At 61.8% G+C, this 23,584-nt stretch carries 23 protein-coding genes and 1 riboswitch; of the genes, 20 read left to right on the forward strand and 3 right to left on the reverse strand.

Going from position 1 to position 23,584, the window contains the following annotated elements; genetic code table 11:
* The first annotated feature begins 150 nt into the window (after window positions 1–150).
* Window positions 151–852: a GntR family transcriptional regulator gene (locus tag AB9K35_RS06680; RefSeq protein ID WP_369924997.1), complete on the forward strand. Its 702-nt coding sequence runs from the start codon at window positions 151–153 to the stop codon at window positions 850–852.
* 32 nt (window positions 853–884) lie between these two features.
* On the opposite strand, the gene AB9K35_RS06685 is transcribed toward AB9K35_RS06680, so the two are convergent.
* The gene (locus AB9K35_RS06685) at window positions 885–1,589 is read right to left on the reverse strand and encodes a GntR family transcriptional regulator (protein WP_369924998.1); all 705 of its coding nucleotides are present in this window, start codon (window positions 1,587–1,589) and stop codon (window positions 885–887) included.
* 98 nt (window positions 1,590–1,687) lie between these two features.
* Window positions 1,688–2,557 (reverse strand): glycosyltransferase family 2 protein, encoded by an 870-nt coding sequence (locus AB9K35_RS06690; protein ID WP_369924999.1) that lies wholly within the window; start codon window positions 2,555–2,557, stop codon window positions 1,688–1,690.
* A 128-nt stretch (window positions 2,558–2,685) separates the two neighbouring features.
* On the opposite strand from AB9K35_RS06690, the gene miaB reads away from it, so the two are divergent.
* From miaB to AB9K35_RS06775, 17 genes are all read left to right on the forward strand, one after another.
* Window positions 2,686–4,008, forward strand: coding sequence for a tRNA (N6-isopentenyl adenosine(37)-C2)-methylthiotransferase MiaB (miaB, locus tag AB9K35_RS06695; RefSeq protein WP_369925000.1), 1,323 nt, complete (start codon window positions 2,686–2,688; stop codon window positions 4,006–4,008).
* A gap of 348 nt (window positions 4,009–4,356) precedes the next feature.
* Window positions 4,357–4,878 (forward strand): OmpA family protein, encoded by a 522-nt coding sequence (locus AB9K35_RS06700; RefSeq protein WP_369925104.1) that lies wholly within the window; start codon window positions 4,357–4,359, stop codon window positions 4,876–4,878.
* Between the two features lie 13 nt (window positions 4,879–4,891).
* Window positions 4,892–5,197, forward strand: coding sequence for a hypothetical protein (locus AB9K35_RS06705; RefSeq protein WP_222456512.1), 306 nt, complete (start codon window positions 4,892–4,894; stop codon window positions 5,195–5,197).
* A gap of 141 nt (window positions 5,198–5,338) precedes the next feature.
* Entirely contained in the window at window positions 5,339–6,349 is a 1,011-nt protein-coding gene (locus AB9K35_RS06710; protein WP_369925001.1) for a PhoH family protein, read from the forward strand.
* Window positions 6,350–6,435: 86 nt separating this feature from the next.
* A complete protein-coding gene (ybeY, locus tag AB9K35_RS06715; protein WP_369925002.1) occupies window positions 6,436–6,951 on the forward strand; it encodes an rRNA maturation RNase YbeY in 516 nt (171 codons plus the stop codon).
* A gap of 22 nt (window positions 6,952–6,973) precedes the next feature.
* The gene (locus tag AB9K35_RS06720) at window positions 6,974–7,873 is read left to right on the forward strand and encodes a hemolysin family protein (protein ID WP_369925003.1); all 900 of its coding nucleotides are present in this window, start codon (window positions 6,974–6,976) and stop codon (window positions 7,871–7,873) included.
* Complete coding sequence (gene lnt, locus AB9K35_RS06725) at window positions 7,870–9,372, forward strand: apolipoprotein N-acyltransferase (RefSeq protein WP_369925004.1); 1,503 nt, start codon at window positions 7,870–7,872, stop codon at window positions 9,370–9,372. Before AB9K35_RS06720 ends, lnt begins: the two co-directional genes overlap by 4 nt.
* A 61-nt stretch (window positions 9,373–9,433) precedes the next feature.
* A riboswitch (SAM-SAH riboswitch) is annotated at window positions 9,434–9,482 on the forward strand.
* 7 nt (window positions 9,483–9,489) lie between these two features.
* Window positions 9,490–10,671, forward strand: coding sequence for a methionine adenosyltransferase (metK, locus tag AB9K35_RS06730; RefSeq protein WP_369925005.1), 1,182 nt, complete (start codon window positions 9,490–9,492; stop codon window positions 10,669–10,671).
* Between the two features lie 171 nt (window positions 10,672–10,842).
* The gene (locus AB9K35_RS06735) at window positions 10,843–11,535 is read left to right on the forward strand and encodes an ATP-dependent Clp protease proteolytic subunit (protein WP_369925006.1); all 693 of its coding nucleotides are present in this window, start codon (window positions 10,843–10,845) and stop codon (window positions 11,533–11,535) included.
* 149 nt (window positions 11,536–11,684) lie between these two features.
* Window positions 11,685–12,461 carry a tRNA (guanosine(46)-N(7))-methyltransferase TrmB gene (locus tag AB9K35_RS06740; protein ID WP_369925007.1) on the forward strand — a complete coding sequence of 259 codons (777 nt, stop codon included), beginning with the start codon at window positions 11,685–11,687 and terminating at the stop codon, window positions 12,459–12,461.
* A gap of 103 nt (window positions 12,462–12,564) precedes the next feature.
* Window positions 12,565–13,911 carry a 3-phosphoshikimate 1-carboxyvinyltransferase gene (gene aroA, locus AB9K35_RS06745; protein ID WP_222456505.1) on the forward strand — a complete coding sequence of 449 codons (1,347 nt, stop codon included), beginning with the start codon at window positions 12,565–12,567 and terminating at the stop codon, window positions 13,909–13,911.
* Entirely contained in the window at window positions 13,908–14,531 is a 624-nt protein-coding gene (locus AB9K35_RS06750) for a d(CMP) kinase (protein ID WP_222456504.1), read from the forward strand. Before aroA ends, AB9K35_RS06750 begins: the two co-directional genes overlap by 4 nt.
* Before the next feature lie 163 nt (window positions 14,532–14,694).
* Window positions 14,695–16,254 (forward strand): alkaline phosphatase family protein, encoded by a 1,560-nt coding sequence (locus AB9K35_RS06755; RefSeq protein ID WP_369925008.1) that lies wholly within the window; start codon window positions 14,695–14,697, stop codon window positions 16,252–16,254.
* Between the two features lie 288 nt (window positions 16,255–16,542).
* A complete protein-coding gene (locus tag AB9K35_RS06760) occupies window positions 16,543–17,445 on the forward strand; it encodes a metal ABC transporter substrate-binding protein (protein ID WP_369925009.1) in 903 nt (300 codons plus the stop codon).
* Window positions 17,446–17,542: 97 nt separating this feature from the next.
* Window positions 17,543–18,454 carry a manganese/iron ABC transporter ATP-binding protein gene (locus AB9K35_RS06765; protein WP_369925010.1) on the forward strand — a complete coding sequence of 304 codons (912 nt, stop codon included), beginning with the start codon at window positions 17,543–17,545 and terminating at the stop codon, window positions 18,452–18,454.
* Window positions 18,454–19,332: a metal ABC transporter permease gene (locus AB9K35_RS06770; RefSeq protein ID WP_369925011.1), complete on the forward strand. Its 879-nt coding sequence runs from the start codon at window positions 18,454–18,456 to the stop codon at window positions 19,330–19,332. The genes AB9K35_RS06765 and AB9K35_RS06770 overlap by 1 nt, the downstream gene beginning before the upstream one ends.
* Window positions 19,332–20,192, forward strand: coding sequence for a metal ABC transporter permease (locus AB9K35_RS06775; RefSeq protein ID WP_369925105.1), 861 nt, complete (start codon window positions 19,332–19,334; stop codon window positions 20,190–20,192). The genes AB9K35_RS06770 and AB9K35_RS06775 overlap by 1 nt, the downstream gene beginning before the upstream one ends.
* A 39-nt stretch (window positions 20,193–20,231) precedes the next feature.
* Here AB9K35_RS06775 and AB9K35_RS06780 read toward each other — a convergent pair whose 3' ends face one another.
* Window positions 20,232–20,705, reverse strand: coding sequence for a DUF1348 family protein (locus tag AB9K35_RS06780; protein WP_369925012.1), 474 nt, complete (start codon window positions 20,703–20,705; stop codon window positions 20,232–20,234).
* 175 nt (window positions 20,706–20,880) lie between these two features.
* Between AB9K35_RS06780 and AB9K35_RS06785 the strand changes: the two genes are divergently transcribed.
* Both AB9K35_RS06785 and adh read left to right on the forward strand, forming a co-directional pair.
* Window positions 20,881–21,846, forward strand: a complete 966-nt coding sequence (locus AB9K35_RS06785) for a GAF domain-containing protein (RefSeq protein ID WP_369925013.1) — start codon at window positions 20,881–20,883, stop codon at window positions 21,844–21,846.
* A 119-nt stretch (window positions 21,847–21,965) separates the two neighbouring features.
* A complete protein-coding gene (adh, locus tag AB9K35_RS06790; RefSeq protein ID WP_369925014.1) occupies window positions 21,966–23,486 on the forward strand; it encodes an aldehyde dehydrogenase in 1,521 nt (506 codons plus the stop codon).
* Window positions 23,487–23,584: the final 98 nt, after the last annotated feature.

Genomic DNA, 23,584 nt, shown 5'->3' on the forward strand with positions numbered 1-23,584 from the left:
GCAGAATCAGCCTTGTTTTGTCGGTGCTTTAGATTAATATGTAGCTACATAATAATGTCAATCACGGTTTATACGGTGTTGTTTCACCTGTGAACAAGTGACGACAAATTCCGCATTCGCGCTTATTTGTGATGCAGTTGGGAGAGAGGCATGACGGGCAAGCCACGCCATTCCTGGAGATCGATCCGCGACAGCATCCGTCAGATGATCCTGGATACGACCTATGGACCGGGCGACAAGCTGCCCCGAGACGAGGAATTCGCGGCGCGTTTCGGCTGCGCCCGCTCCACCGTTCATCGGGCAATGCGCGATCTGGCCGAAAGCGGTGTTGTCGAACGTCGCCGCAAGGGCGGCACCATGGTGCGGCGCGATCCCGTGACCCGGGCCACTTTGAACATTCCGATTACACGCCTGGAGGTGGAGCAAAAAGGCTGCGCTTACCGGTATCAGCTGATCCGCAAGACAGTGCAGGACACGCCTCCGGCGATCATGGCCAATTTCGCACTGTCCGAGCCACGCCGGATGCTGCGCGTCGAAGCCCTGCATCTATGCGACGAGGTCCCCTACATCTTCGAGGACCGCTGGATCTGCCTCGAAACCGTGCCAGAGATCGAGACGGTTGATCTTGAAGTGGAAAATGCGAATGAGTGGCTGGTCCGCAATCGTCCTTACAGTCGATGCGACCTCCGGCTCTATGCGCGGCGAGGCACCGACGCAGATCGAAGTGTGCTGAACAGTGAAGTTGGGGATGCGCTATTCGTGATGGAGCGCACGACCTGGATTGACGAGGCCCCGATCACCAGCCTGCGCGCGGTGGCCCATCCCGGGTATCAGTTGTTTACCCAAGGGTAATTGCGCGCGGTGCCGTCCCGTCCGTTGGACCGTTAAAGATGTGTGGTCATCTTGTAGCCGGGCGCGAAGAAGAGTTTTGCCAATGTCACCGGGGTTCCGCGCAACCAGGTGATGCGCTCGGCGGTAAAGATCGGATCCCCGATCGGCGCTTCGAGAAATTCGGACACGATCTGATCGGCCTTTGTCGCCATGACGCTGAGTTCAAGATTGGTGAAAGGTACCTTCTTGACCAGCCAATCGTTCGGACTGAACTCGGTGAAATCCGCGTCGAGAACTTCGGGGACGCTGTCCGGGACGATCCAGCGGGTTTCATATTGGTAAGGGGCGTTGTCGGCGTAATGCATGCAACGCACGTGCATCAGCTTCTGGTCGGGGCGCAGCTCCAGCCGCGCGGAAATCCACGCCGGAGCCGGGATGAGGCTGCGTTCGACCAGGGCATAACGATAGCTGGCGCCGGTCGCGGTGATCTCATCGCGCACCAGCGGGATCGAGAACTGCGCCTTGCGGATCGGCGCGTTCAGCACGCGGGTGCCGGCCTTGCGTTTGCGCTCAAGGTAGCCTTCCTCGGCCAGCTCTCTCAGCGCGCGATTGACCGTAGTGCGGGTGCTGGAGAATTCCTCGGCCAGTTCCGTTTCGCTAGGTAGCAGGCTGTCCGGTGCCCAAATCTGCGTTTCGATCCGGTCCAGAACGACCTTCTTGATGTCGCGATAGCTCATGTTCTGGCGCGGTGCGGCCATGCTGCCTCTCAGGGGGAATAATGTCGTTTAAGCTGGATAAATATACACATAACATCCGTGGTGCAAAGCACTGATGTGGTGGACCGTTCAGTGGGTGGTCAGAACCATTGCCCGGGTTCCATGAGACCGAGGTCCAGCAACTGGCGGGAATGCCATTCGAAGGGTGCGGAGTTGTGCCAACGGAATGTGTCAATTTCGAAGGCGGAGCCCGGGTTGCGTTTGAGCGCCTTGGCTGTCCGGAAGGAACAGATCGCGGCCGTCAGGTTGTGGTGCCAAGGGCAGGCATAGGTGTTGTATTCCTGCTCGTTGAAAGTGTGGTCCGGCAACAGCTGCAGTCCGGCCCGGGCCTTGAACAGGGCGATACGGTCGATCTTGCGGCTTTGGGCGGGAATGTGCTCCTCGAAGCGCCAGCGCACGCCGCCAAAGAAATCCAGCTGCCGCTCTCTGGGGTGGCCAGTCGCAGGGTCCTTTCGCGCCTGGGCGTAATATCCGGATTTGTCTAGGTAGGCGGCCTCCAGGGAAACGGCGTTCGGGTGGGCCTCAAGATCGCCTGCGTAGAGGTCGACCACATAGGTCAGCATGGCATCTCGGCGTTCTTCGCTGTGGAAGGCCAGCATCTCGCCAACGCTGCGCGTTTCGCAGAAGGGATAGAACAGGTATTCCGCGTTGTAGCAGTAGTAGAGCCAGCAGCCCGGTTGCGCGGCGGCGATGACGGCGTTGACGGCGCGGGGAACCGCCTCCGCGCCGCGGCAGTCATACGGCACCCTGTGAACCTTGGCGTTTACGTCCTGCGGCAGATCAAAGGCATCCGGCATCAGCACGACAACGCTGTCAAAGCCGCACTGCAGGTGATGACGCAAGGTGGTCGCGATCTCGACCTCATCCTCGACGAATATCAGTGCGACCGGCCCCTTGGCCAAGAGCGGGCTGCTTTCCTTGAGGAATGCCTGCAGCGAAGAATACATCATGCCTGTCTGCCCTTTGCCTTTCTGGCCTTTGTGGACAAAATCGGGTAAATGGCAGCGCATTGCAAGCGGCGGCATTTGCCTGTATTGCAGGCCGCTGTTTACCCACCCTGGCTGGAAGGCTGACCCGCATGAGCGCTCCGAAGAAGCTGTTTATCAAGACCTATGGCTGTCAGATGAATGTCTACGACAGCGAACGCATGGCAGAGGCGCTGGGCGGTGAGGGCTACGTGGAGACCAAGTCGGCCGAGGATGCCGACATGATCCTGCTCAACACCTGCCATATCCGGGAAAAGGCCGCGGAGAAGGTCTATTCCGAGCTGGGCCGCTTCAAGGGGCTGAAGGCCGAAAAGCCGGACCTGAAGATCGGCGTGGCAGGCTGCGTTGCCCAGGCCGAGGGTGAGGAAATCATGCGGCGCCAGCCATTGGTGGATCTGGTCGTCGGCCCGCAGAGCTATCATCGCCTGCCGGAGATGGAGGCCAAGGCGCGCGCGGGTGAAAAGGTTCTCGACACCGATTTTCCCGAGGAGGACAAGTTCGAGAAGCTGAAGAACCGTCCCAAGGCCAAGCGCGGCCCGACAGCCTTCCTAACGGTGCAGGAAGGCTGTGACAAGTTCTGTGCCTTCTGTGTGGTGCCCTATACCCGCGGTGCCGAGGTTTCGCGCCCGGCGGACCGCATCCTGCGCGAGGCGCAGGACCTGGTGGAACGGGGCGTGCGCGAAATCACCCTGCTGGGTCAGAATGTGAACGCCTACCACGGCGCCGGTCCCAACGGCGATCTGACGCTTGCCCAGTTGATCTGGGAACTGGACAAGATCGACGGACTGGAGCGCATCCGTTTCACCACGTCTCACCCCAACGACATGCAGGATGATCTGATCGAGGCACATGGCACCTGTGCCAAGCTGATGCCCTACCTCCACCTGCCGGTGCAGGCAGGGTCGGACAAGATCCTCAAGCGCATGAACCGTAGCCACACCGCGGAAAGCTACATCCGCCTGATCGAACGCATCCGCGCGGCGCGGCCTGATATTCTCATCTCCGGTGACTTCATCGTCGGCTTCCCTGAGGAGACCGAGGAGGATTTCCAGGCCACCATGGACCTGGTGGAAGAGGTCAAATACGGCACCGCCTACTCCTTCAAGTATTCCACCCGTCCCGGCACCCCGGCGGCCGAGCGCCCGCAGGTCGATCCTGCCGCGGCTGATGATCGGTTGCAGCGCCTGCAGGCTTTGCTGACGCGGCAGCAGCGCGAAGTTCAGGACAGCATGGTTGGCCGAGAGGTGGGCGTGCTGTTTGAAAAGGCGGGGCGCTTCCCGGGGCAGATGGTCGGCAAGTCCGACTACCTGCATGCGGTTCATGTTGCCGATTGCGACCGGCAGATCGGTGATCTTGCGCGGGTCCGCATCGTGTCTTCCGGTGCCAATTCGCTTGCCGGTGAGCTCATCGACTGATCCCGCCGCGACACGGGGCGCGAATCCCGTGTCGTTCGCGACCTTTGCCACTTGGTCTGGCTGAGACGCCCCTGATGTATTTTAGGGGCGCGGCGGAATTGCATCGCTTTGATAAACAATTCACCCAAAGAGCGCGCGAGTGTTTTGCAATCGCGCTCAATATATGCAGATTAATAAAAATTTTAGCAGGTAAACTGCATCAGATTCAGGTAGTTTTGCCTTTATGGCCTGATATTCGAGGTCAATATGCGGCGAATGCCCTGGGGCAACTTAGGTGAAGGAATTCTGGTTGTGTTGACATTCAAACTGAACAAGGCGCTTGCGCTGGCCGCCGCCGCGGCCGCCGCCATGAGCATCGCAGCCGCGCCTGCCAGCGCGCAGACCGGGCAGCGAACCATCAAGGGGGAGCGTTACGTTCCCACGATCTGGGTGGATCCTGATGGGTGCGAACATTGGGTCATGGATGACGGCGCCGAAGGGTATATGACTCCCCATGTCACCCCGGACGGCAAGCCGGTTTGTCGCCGTGGCAACATTTGTGGTGTGATGCCCACCGATCAGTTCTTTGCAACCGACAAGCATCACATCAACGCCGCTGGCCGCCAGAGACTGGCGGAATTCTTCCAGCAGGCGCGATCGAATGGGGCCCGGGCCTTCGTCGTGGCGGGTCACACCGACAGCCGCGCCTCGGATGAATACAACATCCGTCTGTCGCAACGTCGCGCTCATGCCGTGGCTCAGGTCGGTCGTTCGGCCGGTGCCCGGATCGCCGATGTGCGGGCCTACGGCGAGCGTGACCCGCGGGTGCCCAACACCAGTGCCTCCAACATGGCGCAGAACCGTCGTGTCGAAATCTATTGCCTGCGCTGAGGAGACATACCCCATGCTGATGCGTAAACCCCTTTTGCTCCTCGCGGCTGCGGCCCTGATCCCAGCCTGTTCCGAAACCTTTGACAAGACCCGCGACCAGCATTTCGGCGATGGCTCCTCGAGCCACCTGTCGAACATGACCGCGGGTATCTGGGTGGACCCGCAGGGCTGTGAACACTGGATCATCGACGACGGCCTGGAGGGCTATGCCGACCTGCGCCGCACGCCGGATGGCCTGCCAGTTTGCAACAGCAACCTGCCGCGCAATGTGGCCACTGGCCCGTTCAAATCCGGCTCGACCCTGGCCGACGCGCTGTAACCAGCCCGGCTCCCGCCTGTCTTCCAGCCGCCCTCCGGGGCGGCTGATTTGTTTCAGCGCGGTGAAATTCACGCGCCGGATCTTGCGCAACTTCCACTTCGCAGGCAGACTGAAGCTGTAACCCTGACAAAGGAGATCAGCTTGGCCATCGGTGCCCTGAATGACGCGCAAGACCAGACCGCCACCCACGAAGTGCTGCTGGAATTTCCCGACAACCGCTTGCTGATCGACCTGTGCGGCGAATACGACCGCAACTTGGCTGACATCGAACAGAAACTGGGCGTGCAGATCGTCCGCCGCGGAAACCAGTTGTCGGTGATGGGCGAGGATTCGGCACGCGAGCAAGCCGCTGGGGTGCTGACCGCGCTTTATGACCGCCTGGAAACCGGCCGAAGCGTCGAAACCGGCGATATCGACCGCGAATTGCGGATGAGCCCCGAGGCTGACAGCGCGGAACCGGACGGCCAGTTGCAGATGTTCCGCGGCGGCCGGGTGGAAATCAAGACTCGCAAGAAACTGGTGGAGCCGCGCACCGAGGCTCAGAAGGCCTATGTGCAGTCCCTGTTCGAGCATGAACTGGCGTTCGGCATCGGTCCTGCAGGAACGGGTAAGACCTATCTGGCCGTTGCCGTGGGCGTTTCCATGTTCATCACCGGCCATGTGGATCGCATCATCCTGTCCCGTCCAGCGGTCGAAGCTGGCGAAAAGCTTGGCTATCTGCCCGGCGATATGAAGGACAAGGTCGACCCCTACATGCAGCCGCTCTATGACGCGCTGAACGACTTTCTTCCCGGCAAGCAGCTGGCCAAGCTGATCGAGGAAAAACGCATCGAAATCGCGCCGCTTGCCTTCATGCGCGGCCGCACGCTGTCGAACGCCTTTGTGGTGCTGGACGAGGCACAGAATGCCACCACCATGCAGATGAAGATGTTCCTCACCCGTCTCGGTGAAGGCTCGCGCATGGTGATCACCGGCGACCGCAGTCAGGTTGATCTGCCTCGTGGCGTGCAGTCCGGTTTGGCGGATGCGGAACGGTTGCTGAAAACGATCCCCAAGATCAGCTTCAACTATTTCACTGCCCGTGATGTCGTGCGGCATCCGCTTGTGGCGGCGATCATCGAAGCCTATGACGCGGATGCAAAACCGGCATGAGGCCGGACGGGACCGCGCGAGCGGTCCCCATTGACACGACTTACCTGGGCGCGTTTGCGTCCGGTCTCCGCATTGGCAGGCATAAGATGACCCTGGAAATCAGCATCGAGGACAAGCGCTGGCAGGACGCCGGGCTGGAGCATATGGCGCAAGAGGTGATCGCCGTTGTGCTGTCCCATTTCGAACTGGACCCGGAGGTTTGCGAAGTCTCCCTGTTGGGTTGCGATGACGCGCGGATTGCCGAGCTGAATGTTGAATTTCGCGGCAAAGCCAAGCCGACCAATGTGCTTAGCTGGCCAGCCGAGGAGCTTGCGGCGGCGCAGGACGGGGGCGTGCCCTCGCTTCCTGAGGCCGATTTTACCGGGGAAATTCCGCTGGGCGATATCGCCATTGCCTATGACACATGCGCCCGTGAAGCGCAGGAGGCGGGCAAATCACTGGCCGATCATGCTCGTCATCTGACCGTTCACGGATTGTTGCATCTCCTCGGGTATGATCACATTCGGGACCGTGATGCTGCATTAATGGAGGATATTGAGGTGGAGATACTTGGCAAAATGGGTATCGCGAACCCATATATCATAGATGAGGATACCCCCTGAACGGGGCTTTTGGATAGGACCGATGGGCGACATAGAAGGCAGTTCTAACGCGGCGCATGGCGCGCTGGACAATATCAACGGCAGGGCACCAGAGGCGCCTGTCCCCGCAAAACCAGGCTTTTGGGCGCGGCTTCTGGGACGCAGAAGCACACCCGAGCAGCCGGTGGAACTGGCCGAAAGCCCGCCACCTGCATCAGGCCCCGCGTCGCATGGCATGATGAACCTGCGCCGCATGAGGGTTGAAGATGTGGCGATTCCGGCCGCGGAGATCTCGGCGGTTCCGGTCACGATTTCCCAAGAAGACCTGGTCGACGTTTTCCGCCAAAGCGGCTGCACGCGCATCCCTGTGTATGAAGGCACGTTGGACACGCCTTTGGGCTTTGTGCATCTCAAGGATTTTTCGCTGACCCACGGGTTCAACTGCGACGCATCGGATTTCGATTTGTCGCAGATGTTGCGCCCGTTGCTCTTTGTGCCCCCCTCCATGCCCATCGGGGTTCTGCTGACCAAGATGCAGGCCGAGCGCCGCCACATGGCGCTGGTGATCGATGAATACGGTGGCGTAGACGGGTTGGTGACCATTGAAGACCTGATCGAACAGGTGGTCGGGGAGATCGAGGACGAGCACGACGCCGACGAGCTGCAAACCTGGTTCGAGGAAAAGCCCGGCTGCTACATCGCGCTGGCCCGGACCTCGCTGCCTGAGTTCGAAGCGGAAACCGGTCATTCGCTGACCAGTCATGACGATGTGGACGAGGAAGAGATCGACACGTTGGGTGGTCTGGTGTTCATGCTGTCGGGCCGTGTCCCCGCCCGTGGCGAGGTGATCGAGCATCCGGAGGGCGCCGAGTTCGAGGTCATGGATGCCGATCCGCGCCGTATCAAGCGGTTGCGGGTGCGGTTGCCGGACGCTGCCGCATGATCGCATTGAGGCTGCGGCCTGCCAGGCACGCGCGCAGCTTGCTGCCCGGGGCGCTCGCACTGGGCAATGGTGCTTTGGCATCGCTGGCGCTGGCGCCGTGGCATTTGCTGGCGGTGCTGCCCCTCGCACTGGCCGTATCCGGCTGGCTGGTGCTGCGCGCCTCTTCGGCTCGCCATGCTGCGCTGATGGGGTGGTTGTTCGGCCTCGGGTATTTCGCCTTTGGCCTGTCGTGGATCGTCGAACCCTTTCAGATCGACCCGGAGCGCCACGCCTGGATGGCGCCGTTTGCATTGCTGTTCCTCTCGGCGGGCTTGGCGCTTTTCTGGGGGGCGGCATTCGGGTTGGCGGTGCGCTTGAGCGTCGGGACCTGGCGAATTGCGATGCTGGTGGTGCTGTGGTCGCTGGCAGAGATTGCCCGCGCCTATGTGCTGACCGGTTTCCCCTGGGCCGCCTTTGGGCAGTTCTGGCTGGACACACCGGTGGCCGACCTGTTGCCCTGGATCGGACCACAGGGAGTGGCGCTCGCGACGCTGGTGGCTTTTGTGCCCCTTGCTCTCTTGGCGCAACGTCGCCTGCTGGCGGCGTTGCTGCCTTTGGCCCTGGTGGCGTGCGCCGCGTTTATCACCCCCCCACCACCTGAGCCGCGCTTTACGGAAACTGTCGTGCGAATCGTTCAGCCGAACGCGCCACAACATTTGAAATGGCATCCAGATTACCGTTGGGATTTCGTCCGCCGAGCCGTGGAATTTTCAGCCGTGACCCCGCGCCCGGATCTGATTGTCTGGCCGGAGACAGCCGTGCCGCTGCTTTTGAACCGGGCCGACGAGACCCTGAGGGCGATCACTGAGCGTGCGGCCGGGGTGCCGGTTCTCCTCGGCATCCAGCGCGAGGAGGCCGGAGCCTACTACAACTCCGCCGTCCTTCTGGATCAGGCCGGTGCAGTCGTCGGCACCTACGACAAGGCGCATCTGGTGCCTTTTGGCGAATATGTGCCGTTTGGCGATTTCATGGCGCGGTTTGGTATCCATGGTTTTGCGTCGCAGGCCGGGGCGGGTTATGCCGCCGGGCCCGGCGCCGAAGTGATGGATCTTCCCATCGGACGAGCCGTTCCGCTGATCTGCTACGAGGCTGTTTTTCCTCAGGATGTGGGCGCCTCTGACGAGCGGCCCCAGATGCTTGTGCAGATCACCAATGACGCGTGGTTCGGCACCCGCTCTGGTCCCCATCAACACTTGGTACAGGCGCGGATGCGCGCCCTGGAGCAGGCGCTGCCCATGATCCGCGCCGCCAACACCGGGGTTTCGGCGATGATCGGCCCGGATGGGGCGCTGCTCGACAGTCTGCCGCTCGGCAAGGCGGGCAGCATCGATGCCCGGTTGCCTGAGCCTTTCGCGGCGACATTGTACAGCCGGACCGGAGACTGGCCGGTTCTGTTGGTCTGCCTTATCGCGGCGGTGGGGATTGGATGGCGGATGCGGGCGCTTGCACTGTGGTCATAGCTGCTTAACGTAGATCGAATATAGATTGACCCCCGCGGTCGTGCCGCGTTATGCGGCTTGATACCTGCCACAACGGCTTCCTGGCGTGGCGGGCTGAACCCAATGGAGCACTCTTTCATGACCCGTATGAACTACACTTTCACTTCGGAATCGGTTTCCGAAGGCCACCCGGACAAGGTCTGTGACCGCATTTCAGACGCGGTGCTGGACGCGTTCCTGGCGGAAGAGCCCGAAGCACGCGTGGCAGCCGAGACCTTCGCCACCACCAATCGTGTTGTCATCGGGGGGGAAGTTGGCCTGTCCGACCAGGCCAAGCTGCATGATTACATGGGCAAGATCGATGAGATCGCCCGTGCCTGCATCAAGGACATCGGTTACGAGCAGGACAAGTTCCACCACGAAACCGTGGAAGTGACCAACCTGCTGCACGAGCAGTCCGCGCATATCGCACAGGGTGTGGATGCGGCAGCCGACAAGGATGAAGGTGCCGGCGATCAGGGCATCATGTTCGGCTTTGCGACCAACGAAACCGATGCGCTGATGCCCGCGCCCATTCAGTTCAGCCACGCGATTCTGCGCCGACTGGCAGAGGTTCGCAAAAATGGCACCGAGCCCGCGCTGGGGCCGGATGCCAAGTCGCAGCTGTCCGTGGTTTATGAAAATGGCAAGCCGGTGGGCGTCAGCTCGCTGGTGCTGTCGACCCAGCATCTGGACGAAAGCCTGACCTCCGCGGATATCCGCGCGATCGTGGAACCCTACATCCGCGAAACCCTGCCCGAGGGTTGGCTGACAGACGACACCGTCTGGCACGTGAACCCCACCGGCAAATTCGTGATCGGCGGCCCGGATGGCGACGCAGGCCTCACCGGTCGCAAGATCATCGTCGACACGTATGGTGGTGCCGCGCCGCATGGTGGCGGGGCGTTCTCCGGCAAGGATCCGACCAAGGTGGACCGCTCGGCCGCTTATGCCGCGCGCTATCTGGCCAAGAACGTGGTGGCTGCGGGCATGGCCGAGAAATGCACCATCCAGCTGTCCTACGCCATTGGCGTCTCCAAACCGTTGTCGATCTATGCCGACACCCACGGCACCGGCGAAGTCGCGCCCGCGGCCATCGAGAAGGCGATTGATCAGGTCATGGACCTCACCCCGCGCGGCATTCGCTCGCACCTGGGGCTGAACAAGCCGATCTACCAGCGCACCGCAGCCTATGGGCATTTTGGTCGCCAACCCGAGGCGGATGGTGGCTTCAGCTGGGAACGTACCGATCTGGCCGAGGCTCTGAAGAAGGCGGTGTGAACCGCCTGAAACGCACCCAAATTCAGCAGGAAGAGCGGTCCGCGCGGTCCGCTCTTTCTTTTTCGACGTCCTGCGGCGGTGTGCGAGCGCTTCGGACTGGAGCGTTTCTGAACTCTGCGCCATAGTATAAACAGGATTCTGCGAGCTTCGCTCTGAGAAAGGTCGCTTGGTATGTTCAAGAGTTTCGCTGTTTCGTGCCCCGGTCTCAGGGGCGTTATTTCGGTATGCGCTGCTGTTGCGCTTTGGCTGGGGAGCGGCGTGGCGGTCCTGGCGGAAAACCTACCGCAGAAGTTCGGCTTGGCCGATGGCACGCTGGTTTATGACACCGAAACGGGTGTCGTGGGCGAACCCGATGAAATATCGGAAGAAGATGTGGAGCGTATGCGCCGGATCCTGGCGGATCACCCGGAAATCACCCAGTTGCAGCTGAACAGTGCCGGCGGCAGTGTCGATGCGGGGGAAGCCTTGGCAGAACTGGTGCTGTCGCGTGGGTTGCACACGCTGGTTGACGGGATTTGCGTCAGTGCCTGTGTCGATGTCTTTCTGGCTGGCAACCAACGACGCATGACGCCGGGATCTCGTATCGGGTTTCATCAACGCAGCTGGCCGCCTGAAGCGGTGCACAGTTTTTACCGGGCGGAGCGCAAGGCGGAGCGCTGGTCGACTCCCTTTGAATTTGGTTCGTGGATCTACTCTGACACCCAACGCGAGATTCACGACTATCTCACCTACATGTTGATGCGCGGGGTCGACCCGGCGTTTGCGATTGAAACGCTGCGCACGCCTTCCCAGGCGGAGTGGTATCCCAGTCGCCTGCGCCTGACCGCAGCCGGTGTGCTGCGCGAGCTGCCCGCGAGCCAGTGAAACATCGCTAGGCCCGTGGCGAGGGGCCTGGGAAGTGTGGGCGCGCGCACGGGGGCGGTTGTCCGGCAATGCCGGGTTGACCCGCGCGCCTGCTTGCGGCACAGCAGCGGCCAGCCCGTTGACAACACCCTGAACAGGAGGCCAGACGTATGTCCGGCGACCAGAAGCCCCGTCAAGATCAGCCCGCGCAAGCCCAGCCCGCCACCACCAACGCGGCCGAGAAACACGCCAGTGGTGCGCCTTGGCGCAACTTCTATGGCCGCTTCAAGGGCAAGACGCTGAAGGACAGCCAGAAGCGCTATCTGGATGAGGATCTGGGTAAACTGAGCCCCGGTGCTGTGGGGTGGGACGAGAACCCGGACCGCACGCCGCTGGATTTGCAGGCGCTGTTCGGCGGCAAGGATGTCTGGCTGGAGGTCGGCTTTGGCGGCGGCGAACACCTGGTACACCAGGCCGTCAGCAACCCGGATGTCGGCATCATCGGTGCCGAACCCTTCATCAACGGGGTGGCGATGCTGCTGGGCAAGATCCGCAGTGTTAAGGCGGACAATATTGCGGTCCATCCCGGCGATGCCCGCGATTTGATGGATGTTCTGCCCGCGCAGTCGATCTCGCGGGCGTTCCTGCTCTACCCGGACCCCTGGCCCAAGGCCCGTCACCACCGCCGCCGGTTCGTAACGCAGGAGCATCTGGAGCCGCTGGCCCGTTGCCTGAAACCCGGCGCGATCTTCCGCGTGGCCACCGATATTCCAGACTATGTCCGTCAGACGCTGGAAGAGGTGCCCAAGGCGGGGTTCGAGTGGCTGGCCGAAGGGCCCACCGACTGGCGCCAGCCTTGGGATGACTGGATCTCGACCCGATACGAGCAGAAAGCCCTGCGTGAAGGCCGCACACCGCATTACCTGACCTTCCGCCGCCTGGGCTGAGGCACCGCGCCGCGGTGGGCAATTGCGCTGGACCGGTTCCGGCCAATCCGCTACCGATAACGCAAACAGAACAGACGAACGACCGACAGACGAAGGAAGCCCCATGTCCGGACACGGCACGCCCATCCCGATGACCTCGCACCGCTCTGGCCCGCTCACCGGCGTGGCGGAGGTGCCCGGCGACAAGTCGATCTCGCACCGCTCGCTGATCCTGGGGGCGCTGTCGGTGGGTGAAACCAAGATCTCCGGGCTGCTGGAAGGCGAGGACGTGCTGGACACCGCCAAGGCGATGCAGGCCTTTGGCGCCGAGGTGGTGAACCACGGCGGCGGCAACTGGTCGGTGTTCGGTGTCGGCGTCGGTGGGTTTGCCGAGCCGGACAACGTGATCGACTGCGGCAACTCCGGCACCGGGGTGCGGCTGATCATGGGGGTGATGGCGACATCGCCCATCACCGCGACGTTCACCGGCGATGCCTCCTTGAACAAACGACCGATGGCGCGTGTGACCGATCCGCTGGCGCTGTTCGGCACCCAAGCCGTGGGGCGCAGCGGTGGTCGGCTGCCGATGACGATTGTCGGTGCCGCGGACCCGGTTCCAGTGCGCTACGAAGTGCCAGTGCCCTCCGCACAGGTGAAGTCGGCCGTCTTGTTCGCGGGGCTGAATGCGCCGGGCAAGACCGTTGTGATCGAAAAGGAGGCCACCCGCGACCACACCGAACGGATGTTGGCGGGATTCGGGGCCGAGATCACCACCGAGGAAACCGAAGAGGGCCGCGTCATTACCCTGACCGGTCGCCCGGAGCTGACGCCGCAGGAGATCGCCGTGCCGCGCGATCCGTCCTCGGCAGCCTTCCCTGTGTGCGCCGCGCTGATCACCGAAGGATCGGACGTGCTGGTGCCGAACATCGGCCTCAACCCGACGCGTGCGGGACTGTATTACACCCTGCAGGACATGGGAGCCGACCTGACCTTTGAAAACATGCGCGAAGAGGGCGGCGAGCCGGTTGCCGACCTGCGCGCCAAGTTTTCTCCGAACATGAAGGGCATCGAGGTTCCGCCGGAACGCGCGGCGTCGATGATCGACGAATACCCGGTCCTGTCGGTGGTGGCGGCCTTTGCCGAAGGCAAGACCATGATGGCGGGCGTCAAGGAGCTGCGCGTCAAGGAGAGCGACCGCATCGATGCAATGGCCAAGGGCCTGCGCGCCAATGGTGTCACCGTCGAAGAAGGCGAGGACTGGTGGGAAGTCACCGGCCTCGGCATCGACGGTGTGCCGGGCGGCGCCACCTGTGAAAGCTTCCTGGATCACCGCATCGCCATGTCCTTCATGGTGATGGGGATGGGGGCAAAGAACCCGGTGTCGGTCGATGACGGCAGCCCGATTGCGACATCTTTCCCGATTTTCGAAAGCTTGATGGGCAGCCTCGGAGCCAAGCTGGAGCGCACATGAGCGAGACGTTTACCATTGCCGTTGATGGGCCTGCCGCGGCGGGCAAGGGGACAATCTCCAAGGCGGTCGCGGCTCATTACGGGTTCGGCCACCTTGACACGGGGCTGCTGTACCGAGCGGTTGGCGCCAAGACCATGGAAGGTGTCCCGGCCGTCGAGGCCGCGCAGTCGCTGACACCGCAGGATCTGGCCCGCGAGGACCTGCGCGGCCCGGAAGTTGCGCAGGCCGCTTCCAAGGTTGCCGTGATCGCCGAGGTGCGCGCGGCATTGGTCGATTTCCAACGTGCCTTCGCGCGGCGGGCTGGCGGAGCCGTCCTTGACGGGCGCGACATCGGGACCGTCATCTGCCCCTATGCCCAAGTGAAGCTGTTTGTCACCGCCAGCGCCGAAGTGCGGGCGCGGCGGCGTTTTCTGGAATTAACCGCGGCTGGCAAGGTCATCACCCTGGATGAGGTGCTGGCCGATGTGAAGGCGCGTGACGACCGGGACATGAACCGCGCGGAATCGCCGCTGCGACCGGCCGATGATGCGGTCCTGATCGACACCAGCGATCTGAGCATCGAAGAGGCGCTTGCCACAGCGCTCGCGGTGATCGAAGAGCGCAGGCACCCGTCCGACTGACCGAGGCCTGATTTCCGGCTGTCAGCCGCATTCCGCGGCAGGGACGGGTACTGCCGGTGAAGCCACGCTGCGGGGCAGGCCGCGTGGTGATCCTTGTCTTTCCAACGTGTTTCTTCACTGTGGGCGTAACTAGAACTCGATTCGCGCTCGCAAGGATCCCTGAATGCCTGCCACCCGGTCAAAGCCCCGCAACGTCCTGTTCGTGATCATCGACCAGCTGCGCGCTGATTGTCTTTCGGGGGCGCTGGCACAACACGTTGCGCTGCCCAACATCCGTAAGTTCATGCAGGAAGCCGTGTCGTTCTCGCGGCACTTTTCGGTGACCAATCCCTGCGGGCCATCACGGGCGTCCATTCTCACCGGACAATATGCGATGAACCACCGGTCGGTGCGCAACGGAACACCGCTGCGCCACGACACCCCCAACATCGCCACCGAGATGCGCAAGGCAGGTTACCTGCCGATGCTCTTCGGCTACACCGATACTGCGCAGGATCCGCGCGTCTTCGATGCCAATGATCCGGCGCTGAGAACCTACGAATATCTGATGCATGGGTTCCACGAAATGACCGAGATGCGGATGGAGATGTCCTATCCTTGGCGGTCGCATCTGCTGCGCCGGGGATATACCTTTGACGACTACTGGGACATCTACCGTCCGGTTTCGCCCGATGGCGGTGCACCGGGGTTGAACGATCCGGCGCTCTATGCGGCAGAAGACAGCGACACCGCTTTCCTGACCGATTCTTTTCTGGGCAAGATGGCAGGCTACCACCAGGACAGCTGGTTTGCGCATCTCACCTATATTCGTCCGCATCCGCCGCTCGTGGCTCCGGCCCCGTATAACGACATGTATGACCCGGCCAGCTTGCCGCTGCCCGTCCGTTTGGAGACGGCGGGGCAGGAAGCCGCGATGCACCCGTTTTTCGGCCCGGCGCTGCAAGCAGGCACCTTGGCAAGCTTCGTTGAGGGGTTTCCGGATCTTGAGCCGACGGATGACGCGGTCCGCACGCTGCGGGCCGTATACCTGGGATTGGCGACTGAGGTGGACCATCACATCGGGCGGGTCATCCAATTCCTGAAAGACAGTGGTCAGTACGACAACACGATGCTGGTGCTAACCGCAGACCACGGGGAAATGCTTGGTGATCGTCATGCCTGGGGCAAAATGTCGGTCTATGATGCGGCCTATCACACGCCGCTGATCATCCGGTTGCCGGACAATCAGGCCCACGCCGGGGCCGAACTGACAGAGATCACCGAGTCGATCGACATCGCCCCGACCATTCTGGATTGGATCGGGCAGGACATTCCTGATGCGATGGATGGCCGGTCGCTGCTGCCGTTGCTGCGGGGGGAGCAGCCGGCCGATTGGCGGCAGTATTCCTTCTCAGAACTGGATTTTTCAGATCCTGTGGCGCCGACCCGCTGGCAGCAGGACCTCGGGACTTCGGCCAGTGACAGTTGCCTTGGCATTTTGCGCGATGACAGGTTCACCCTCGTGGAATTTGCGGCCGACTTGCCGCCGCTGTTGTTCGATCGGGCCGGGCAGGGCGAGCTGGAGGACGTATCCCGGCGGCCCGAATATGCCGCGGATCTCGCTCGATTGACGCGGCAAATGCTGCGGCACCGCATGCAGAACGCGGATCACATGCTGTCCATGATGTCCGTAACGCCCGATGGGGTGAAGCGGCAGCCGCGTCACGCTCCCAAAACAGTCTGAACGGCGTGAGCGGCTGGGGGATTGAGGCCAGCCGTCTGGCCCGCCGGGGTCACCAGTTCGGCGCGCGCGCAAGACGTTACGTTTCTAACCTGCGGCAGAGCATGGCGTTGTAACCTGTTGTTCGTTGCACAAGGCCGCCGCCGAGGCGTCCCATAACCGGTGGAGAAGGCACCAAGTGGGTTGATCTCCTTCGGTCGTCATAGTTGCAAATCATTCTCAATTTCATTGACAGTTGAGAATGATTTGCATTAACGATACTTTCGAGAACACCAGAACACGGAGAATCGCATGTTCACTCATCTGCTCAAGACAGCGTCGGCGGTGGCCTTGGCGACCTTCGCTGCGAATGCTGCCATTGCCGGGGAAAAGATGAAGGTGGTGACAACCTTCACCGTTCTGGCCGACATGGCCGCCAATGTGGCAGGCGAGGCTGCGGAAGTCGTTTCAGTGACCAAGCCCGGGGCGGAAATTCACGGTTATGAGCCAACGCCGCGCGATATCGTGCGCGCCTCGGACGCCGATCTGATCCTTTGGAACGGCATGAACCTTGAGCTGTGGTTTGAACAGTTTCTGTCGAACCTCGAGGGGGTGCCTTCCGTTACCCTGACCGAAGGTATCGACCCGATCCCGATCGCTGCTGGATCATACGAAGGCAAGCCGAATCCGCATGCCTGGATGGGGCTCGACAATGCCTTGATCTACATCGACAACATCGTCGAGGCATTTGTCGAACACGATCCTGAGAACGCGGCAACCTACGTAAAGAACGCAGATGCCTACAAGGATCAGCTGCGGGCCACCATCGAACCGCTGCGCCGTGCCATCGCCGAAATCCCGGAGGAGAAGCGCTGGCTGGTGACCTGTGAGGGCGCATTCAGCTATTTGGCGCGGGATTTCGGAATGAAGGAATTGTACCTCTGGCCGATGAACGCGGATCAGGTGGGTACTCCGCAACAGGTGCGCAGCGTCATCGACGGGGTGCGGGCCAATGACATCCCCGTGGTGTTCTGCGAAAGCACCGTCAACACGGCTCCGGCGCAGCAAGTCGCACGCGAAACTGGTGCCTCTTATGGGGGCGAGCTTTACGTTGACTCACTGAGTGCGGCGGACGGTCCGGTGCCGACCTATCTCGATCTTCTCAAGGTCACCTCGCAGACTGTGGTCAAAGGTCTGACGGAGGTCACCAACTGACGTCAATTGCAGCATATTTTCACCCCGCGGAGCCGATCCGCGGGGTGTTTCATTTCACAAAGCACGATTTCTGTGTGTAACTCTGCGGGACTGCCGAATGTTAGACGCCAGCGAGAGCCTCAAGATGAACACCAGCGCCGCCGACAGCGGGATTTCCGCCAGCAATGTCACGGTCACCTACCGCAACGGTCATACCGCCTTGTGGAACGCCAGCTTTGACATTCCACGCGGCACCGTCACGGCGCTGGTCGGGGTCAACGGCGCGGGCAAATCGACCCTGTTCAAGGCGATCATGGGCTTTGTGCCCGCGGCCGAGGGCGAGATCCGCATTCTGGGCATGACGGTGAAGCAGGCGCTGCGGCAGAACCTGGTCGCCTATGTGCCCCAGTCCGAGGAGGTCGACTGGGCCTTCCCGGTGCTGGTCGAGGACGTGGTTATGATGGGCCGCTATGGCCACATGGGCTTCCTGCGCCGCCCCAAGGCGGCCGACCACGCGGCAGTCGATCAGGCGCTGGCCCGCGTCAACATGCAGGATTTTCGCCACCGCCAGATCGGCGAGCTGTCGGGCGGCCAGCGCAAGCGGGTATTCCTGGCCCGTGCCCTGGCGCAGGACGGGCAGGTGATCCTGCTGGACGAGCCCTTCACCGGCGTCGATGTGAAAACCGAGGAGCAGATCATCGCCCTTTTGCGCGAACTGCGCGCCGAAGGCCGGGTGATGCTGGTCTCCACCCACAACCTCGGATCGGTGCCGGAATTCTGTGACCGCACCGTTCTGGTCAAGGGCACGGTGCTGGGCTTCGGCCCGACCGAGACCACCTTCACCCGCGCGAACCTGGAACATGCCTTTGGCGGGGTGTTGCGCCATTTCACCCTGGGCGGCGACGCGCTGCACGAGGACGGCGACACCCGCAAGGTCACCATCCTGACCGACGACGAGCGCCCCTTCGTGCAGTACGGTGAGAAGACCCAGACCAGCAAGGGCCGTTCCAAGGCGAAGGGCAAGCCGTGATGGAGAATCTGCTGGAACCCTTTGCCTATGGCTACATGACCAACGCGATGTGGGTCTCTGCGCTGGTCGGCGGGGTCTGTGCATTTCTCTCCGCCTATCTGATGCTCAAGGGCTGGTCACTGATCGGCGACGCGCTTTCGCATTCGGTGGTGCCGGGGGTGGCGGGCGCCTACATCCTGGGCCTGCCCTTTGCGCTGGGCGCCTTTATTGCGGGCGGGCTGGCGGCGGGTGCGATGCTGTTCCTGTCCGAACGCTCGGGCCTCAAGGTGGATGTGATCATCGGGCTGATCTTCACCTCCTTCTTCGGGCTCGGCCTGTTCATCGTCTCGATCAGCCCGATGTCGGTGTCGGTGCAGACCATCACCATGGGCAACATCCTGGCGATCACACCGGAGGACACGCTGCAGCTGGCGATCATCGGCTTTGTCTCGCTGGCGGTGCTGATGGCGAAATGGAAAGACCTGATGGTCACCTTCTTTGACGAGAACCACGCCCGCACCATCGGTCTGCGTCCGGGGCTGCTCAAGGCGGTGTTCTTCGTGCTGCTGTCGGCCTCCGTCGTGGCGGCGATGCAAACCGTGGGCGCGTTTCTGGTGATCGCCATGGTGGTGACGCCCGGTGCCACAGCCTATCTGCTCTGCGACCGTTTTCCGCGGCTGATCCTGCTGTCGGTGCTGATCGGCGCGCTGACCAGTTTCCTTGGCGCCTATGCCAGCTATTTCCTCGACGGGGCCACCGGCGGCATCATCGTGACGCTACAGACGCTGATCTTCCTGGCGGTCTTTGTCCTTGCCCCGAAACACGGGCTGCTGGCGGCCCGGCGCAAGGCGCGCGAGGCGCTGCGGCGCGGCCCCGAAGCCCAGCAGGAGGGCGCATGATGGACTTGGAAACCCTGCTGATGCCGTTTCAGTTCGCCTTCATGCAGAACGCCTTTCTGATCTCGGTCATCGTTTCGGTGCCGACAGCGCTGCTGTCATGTTTTCTGGTGATGAAGGGCTGGGCGCTGATGGGCGATGCGGTCAGCCATGCGGTGCTGCCGGGGATCGTGCTGGCCTATATCGCGGGCCTCCCGCTGATACTGGGGGCCTTCGGCGCGGGCATGCTGTGTGCCGTTGCGACCGGGTTTCTGTCCGGCAATAGCCGCGTCAAGGAAGACACGGTTATGGGCGTGGTCTTTTCCGGAATGTTCGGGCTTGGCATCGTCCTTTATGTCTCGGTGGAGACCAACGCGCATCTGGATCACATCCTGTTTGGCAATATGCTGGGGGTCGAACAGGATGAACTGTGGACCGCGCTGGTGATTTCGGTCGGCGTCGGGGCGCTGTTGCTTCTGAAGTGGAAGGATTTGCTGTTGCACAGCTTTGATCCGGCCCAGGCGCGGGCGTCTGGCCTGCCGGTGACGCTCCTGCACTACGGCTTGCTGGCAGCGCTGTCGCTGACCATCGTCGCGACCTTGTCAGCGGCGGGGCTGATCCTCGCTATCGGTCTGCTGATCGCGCCGGGGGCGATTGGCTTTCTGGTGGTGCGGACGTTCCGCAGCATGCTGTGGGTTTCGGTGTTCGTCTGCATGGTTTCGATGGTGGCGGGCACCTACGCCAGCTTCTTCCTCGACAGCGCTCCGGCACCGACAATCGTGCTGATCCTGAGTGCGCTTTTCGTCATAGCCTTGATCCGGCGGTTGACCCTGACCCGCCGCAGGTCGATGCAGCGGGTCACGGAAGCGACAAACACGCGCTGAGGCCGCGCTGGCTGGCGGCCCCGGACCTTTCGGCGAGGATCAGAGCCCGAGCGCGCTGAGGCCGGGATGTTCCGCAGGCCGCGGACCCAGCGGCCAGTGGAACAGTCGCTCATCCTCGGAGATTTTCAGATCGTTGATCGAGGCGAAGCGATGCGCCATGCGGCCCTTCGCGTCGAACTCCCAATTCTCGTTCCCATAGGATCGAAACCACTGGCCCGCAGCGTCTTGCCATTCATAGGCAAAGCGCACGGCAATTCGGTTGTCGGTAAATGCCCAGAGTTCCTTGATCAGGCGGTAGTTGTGCTCGCGCTGCCATTTCGCGGTCAGGAAACGATGCACTTCCTCGCGACCTTGCGGGAATTCCGCCCGGTTTCGCCAATTTGTATCCAGCGTATAGGCAGGCGCAACCGTGTCGGCGCAGCGGCTGTTCCAGGCATCCTCGGCCGCGCGAACTTTGGCGGTGGCCGTTTCGCGGGTGAAGGGGGGTAGCGGGGGGCGGGGGAGTTCAGTCATTTTGTGTACCGATCTGTTAACCGTTCAGAACGGTGTACCGATCTGTACGAAAACTGCAAGGGCAGATTCTCCCTGGCGTTGGAAAGTCAGGTGGCAGCTGCCGAGGGCGTTGGAGCAAAGGTTTTTGTCGACTTCTCGCAAAAGCGACTATGCTGGCGGCGGGAGGAAGGTTGATTTGGTTTTTGATACGCACCATGCCGCTCGGGTGATCGAAGTGGTTCGCCAGCCGGGAGCCGCGGCTCGATCTCGGTTGGCGGCCTCCTGGCGGCGCTCGTTGGATCACCACGGATTGAACCCCGATCAAAAACGCTGTGTGCGCAGAGTTGGCGCGCAGGAGCTGGCGGAGCGACGGGATCGCAGCGGTCCGATGATGCGGCTGGCCGCGTTAAAACTCGATGCCTTGTTTCAGCTTGTGGGCAGGTCGGGCTGTGGCGTGCTGCTCACCGATGCCGAGGGCGTCGTGCTGGATCAAAGGATCGCTGGTGGCGATGTCGCGATTTTTGATGCCTGGGGGCTGACGCCGGGGGCGGATTGGTCCGAAGCATCAGAAGGCACCAATGGCATCGGCACCTGTCTCACGGAGGGGCGTCGGGTGATCATCCACCGTGATCAGCATTTTCACGCTCGCAACACCGGCATGAGCTGCATGGATGCGCCCATATTTGGTCCGGAGGGGGAGCTGATCGGCGCGCTGGACGTCTCTTCCGCCCGGGCGGATCAGACCGAAGCCTTCAATCGGCTGATCTCTGCGACGGTCACCCAGACCGCCCGCCAGATCGAAATGGACACTTTCCGGGCCGCCTTTCCCAAAGCGCGGATTATCTTTGCTGACACCACCGACAGCGAATCTGCAATGTTGCTGGCAGTGGATCAGGACGATCTGGTACTGGGCGCGACCCGGGGCGCCCGCCGCGCCTTTGGTCTGCGTCCCTCCGGACCAATCGCCACCATCCCGGCCTCGGATCTCTTTGGGCGGGAGGATGGGCCCTCGGGCTTTGAGAAGGCAGAACGGGCCGCGGTCATCCGGGCACTGTCTCGGGCAAACGGCAATGTTTCTGCGGCAGCTCGCAACCTCGGAATCGGCAGGGCAACGCTGTACCGGCGGATGAAGCGGCTTGGTATCGGCGGACGCCAGGGCTGATCTGTCTCAGTTCTGAGACAGGTGGCGACGGCAGCAGCCGTGGGCGGGCTGACTGCGCGGTCTGGGCTGCGCATCTTCTTCGGCATCCCGGTGGAGGACCGGGGCTGAAGGAGGAACCCATGAACGAACAGACGCAAATCGCGGGCGAGCATATTTCGCCATTCAAGACACGCTACGACAACTTCATCGGAGGCCAATTCGTGGCCCCGGTCAAAGGTCAGTACTTTGACAACATCACCCCGATTACCGGTGCCAAGGTCTGTGAAGTGGCACGGTCCACGGCCGAGGATGTCGAGTTGGCGCTGGATGCCGCCCATGCAGCCAGGGAGGCCTGGGGCATGACCTCGGCTGCTGAACGCTCTAACTTGCTGTTGAAGATCGCGGATCGGATCGAGGAAAATCTGCAGCTGATCGCGACAGCGGAAACCTGGGACAATGGCAAGCCTATCCGTGAGACCACCGCCGCCGATATCCCGCTTGCGGTTGACCACTTCCGCTATTTTGCGGGCGTACTTCGCGGCCAGGAAGGCACGATGTCGCAAATCGATCACGACACCGTTGCCTATCATTTTCACGAACCATTGGGGGTGGTTGGCCAGATCATTCCCTGGAACTTTTCGATTTTGATGGCCGCGTGGAAGTTGGCCCCTGCACTGGCGGCGGGGAATTGCATCGTTTTGAAACCGGCCGAGCAGACCCCTGCCGCAATCATGGTTCTTGTCGAGGTCATTGCTGACCTGCTGCCGCCGGGGGTGTTGAACATCGTCAACGGCATGGGGCCGGAAGTCGGCGGTCCGCTGGCGAAATCACCGCGAATCGCCAAGATCGCCTTCACCGGATCGACCGAGACGGGCCGTGTCATCATGCAGGCGGCCACCGAAAACCTGATCCCGGTCACGCTGGAGCTGGGCGGCAAGTCGCCGAATATCTTCTTCTCGGATGTGATGGCCGAAGATGATGCCTTTCTCGACAAGGCGGTCGAAGGGTTCGTGCTGTTTGCCTTCAATCAGGGGGAGGTTTGCACCTGTCCCTCGCGGGCTTTGATTCAGGAAGACATCTATGAAGCCTTCATCGAACGCTGCATCGCGCGGGTCGAGGCGATCAAGCAGGGGGACCCCCGTGATATGGCCACGATGGTGGGCGCCCAGGCCAGCCAGGAACAGCAGGACAAGATCCTGTCCTATCTGACGATCGGGGTCGAGGAAGGGGCCGAGGTGGTGACCGGCGGTGGAGCAGCACGGCTCAACGGTGATTTGTCCAACGGCTTCTACGTGCAGCCGACCATTCTGAAAGGCCACAACAAGATGCGCGTCTTTCAGGAAGAGATCTTCGGGCCGGTTGTCTCGGTGACGACCTTCAAGGACGAAGCGGAAGCGCTGGAAATAGCCAATGACACCATGTACGGCCTCGGCGCCGGCGTGTGGACGCGCGATGGCACGCGGGCCTATCGCTTTGGGCGAAACATAGAAGCGGGGCGGGTCTGGGTGAACAACTATCACGCCTATCCGGCCCATGCCGCCTTTGGTGGGTACAAGCAATCCGGTATCGGGCGGGAAACGCACAAGATGATGCTGGATCACTATCAGCAGACCAAGAACATGCTGGTGAGCTACAATCCGAATAAATTGGGCTTCTTTTGAACCTGGTAGCCGGGTGCCGCGCAGCTTTTCCCGAAACGGGCTGTGAAAATTTCCGCGCGTAAATTATCATTGCTCGATGATCCCAGGCAAGGCCGCAA

Source organism: Leisingera sp. XS_AS12 (assembly GCF_041224635.1).
GTDB lineage: Bacteria > Pseudomonadota > Alphaproteobacteria > Rhodobacterales > Rhodobacteraceae > Leisingera.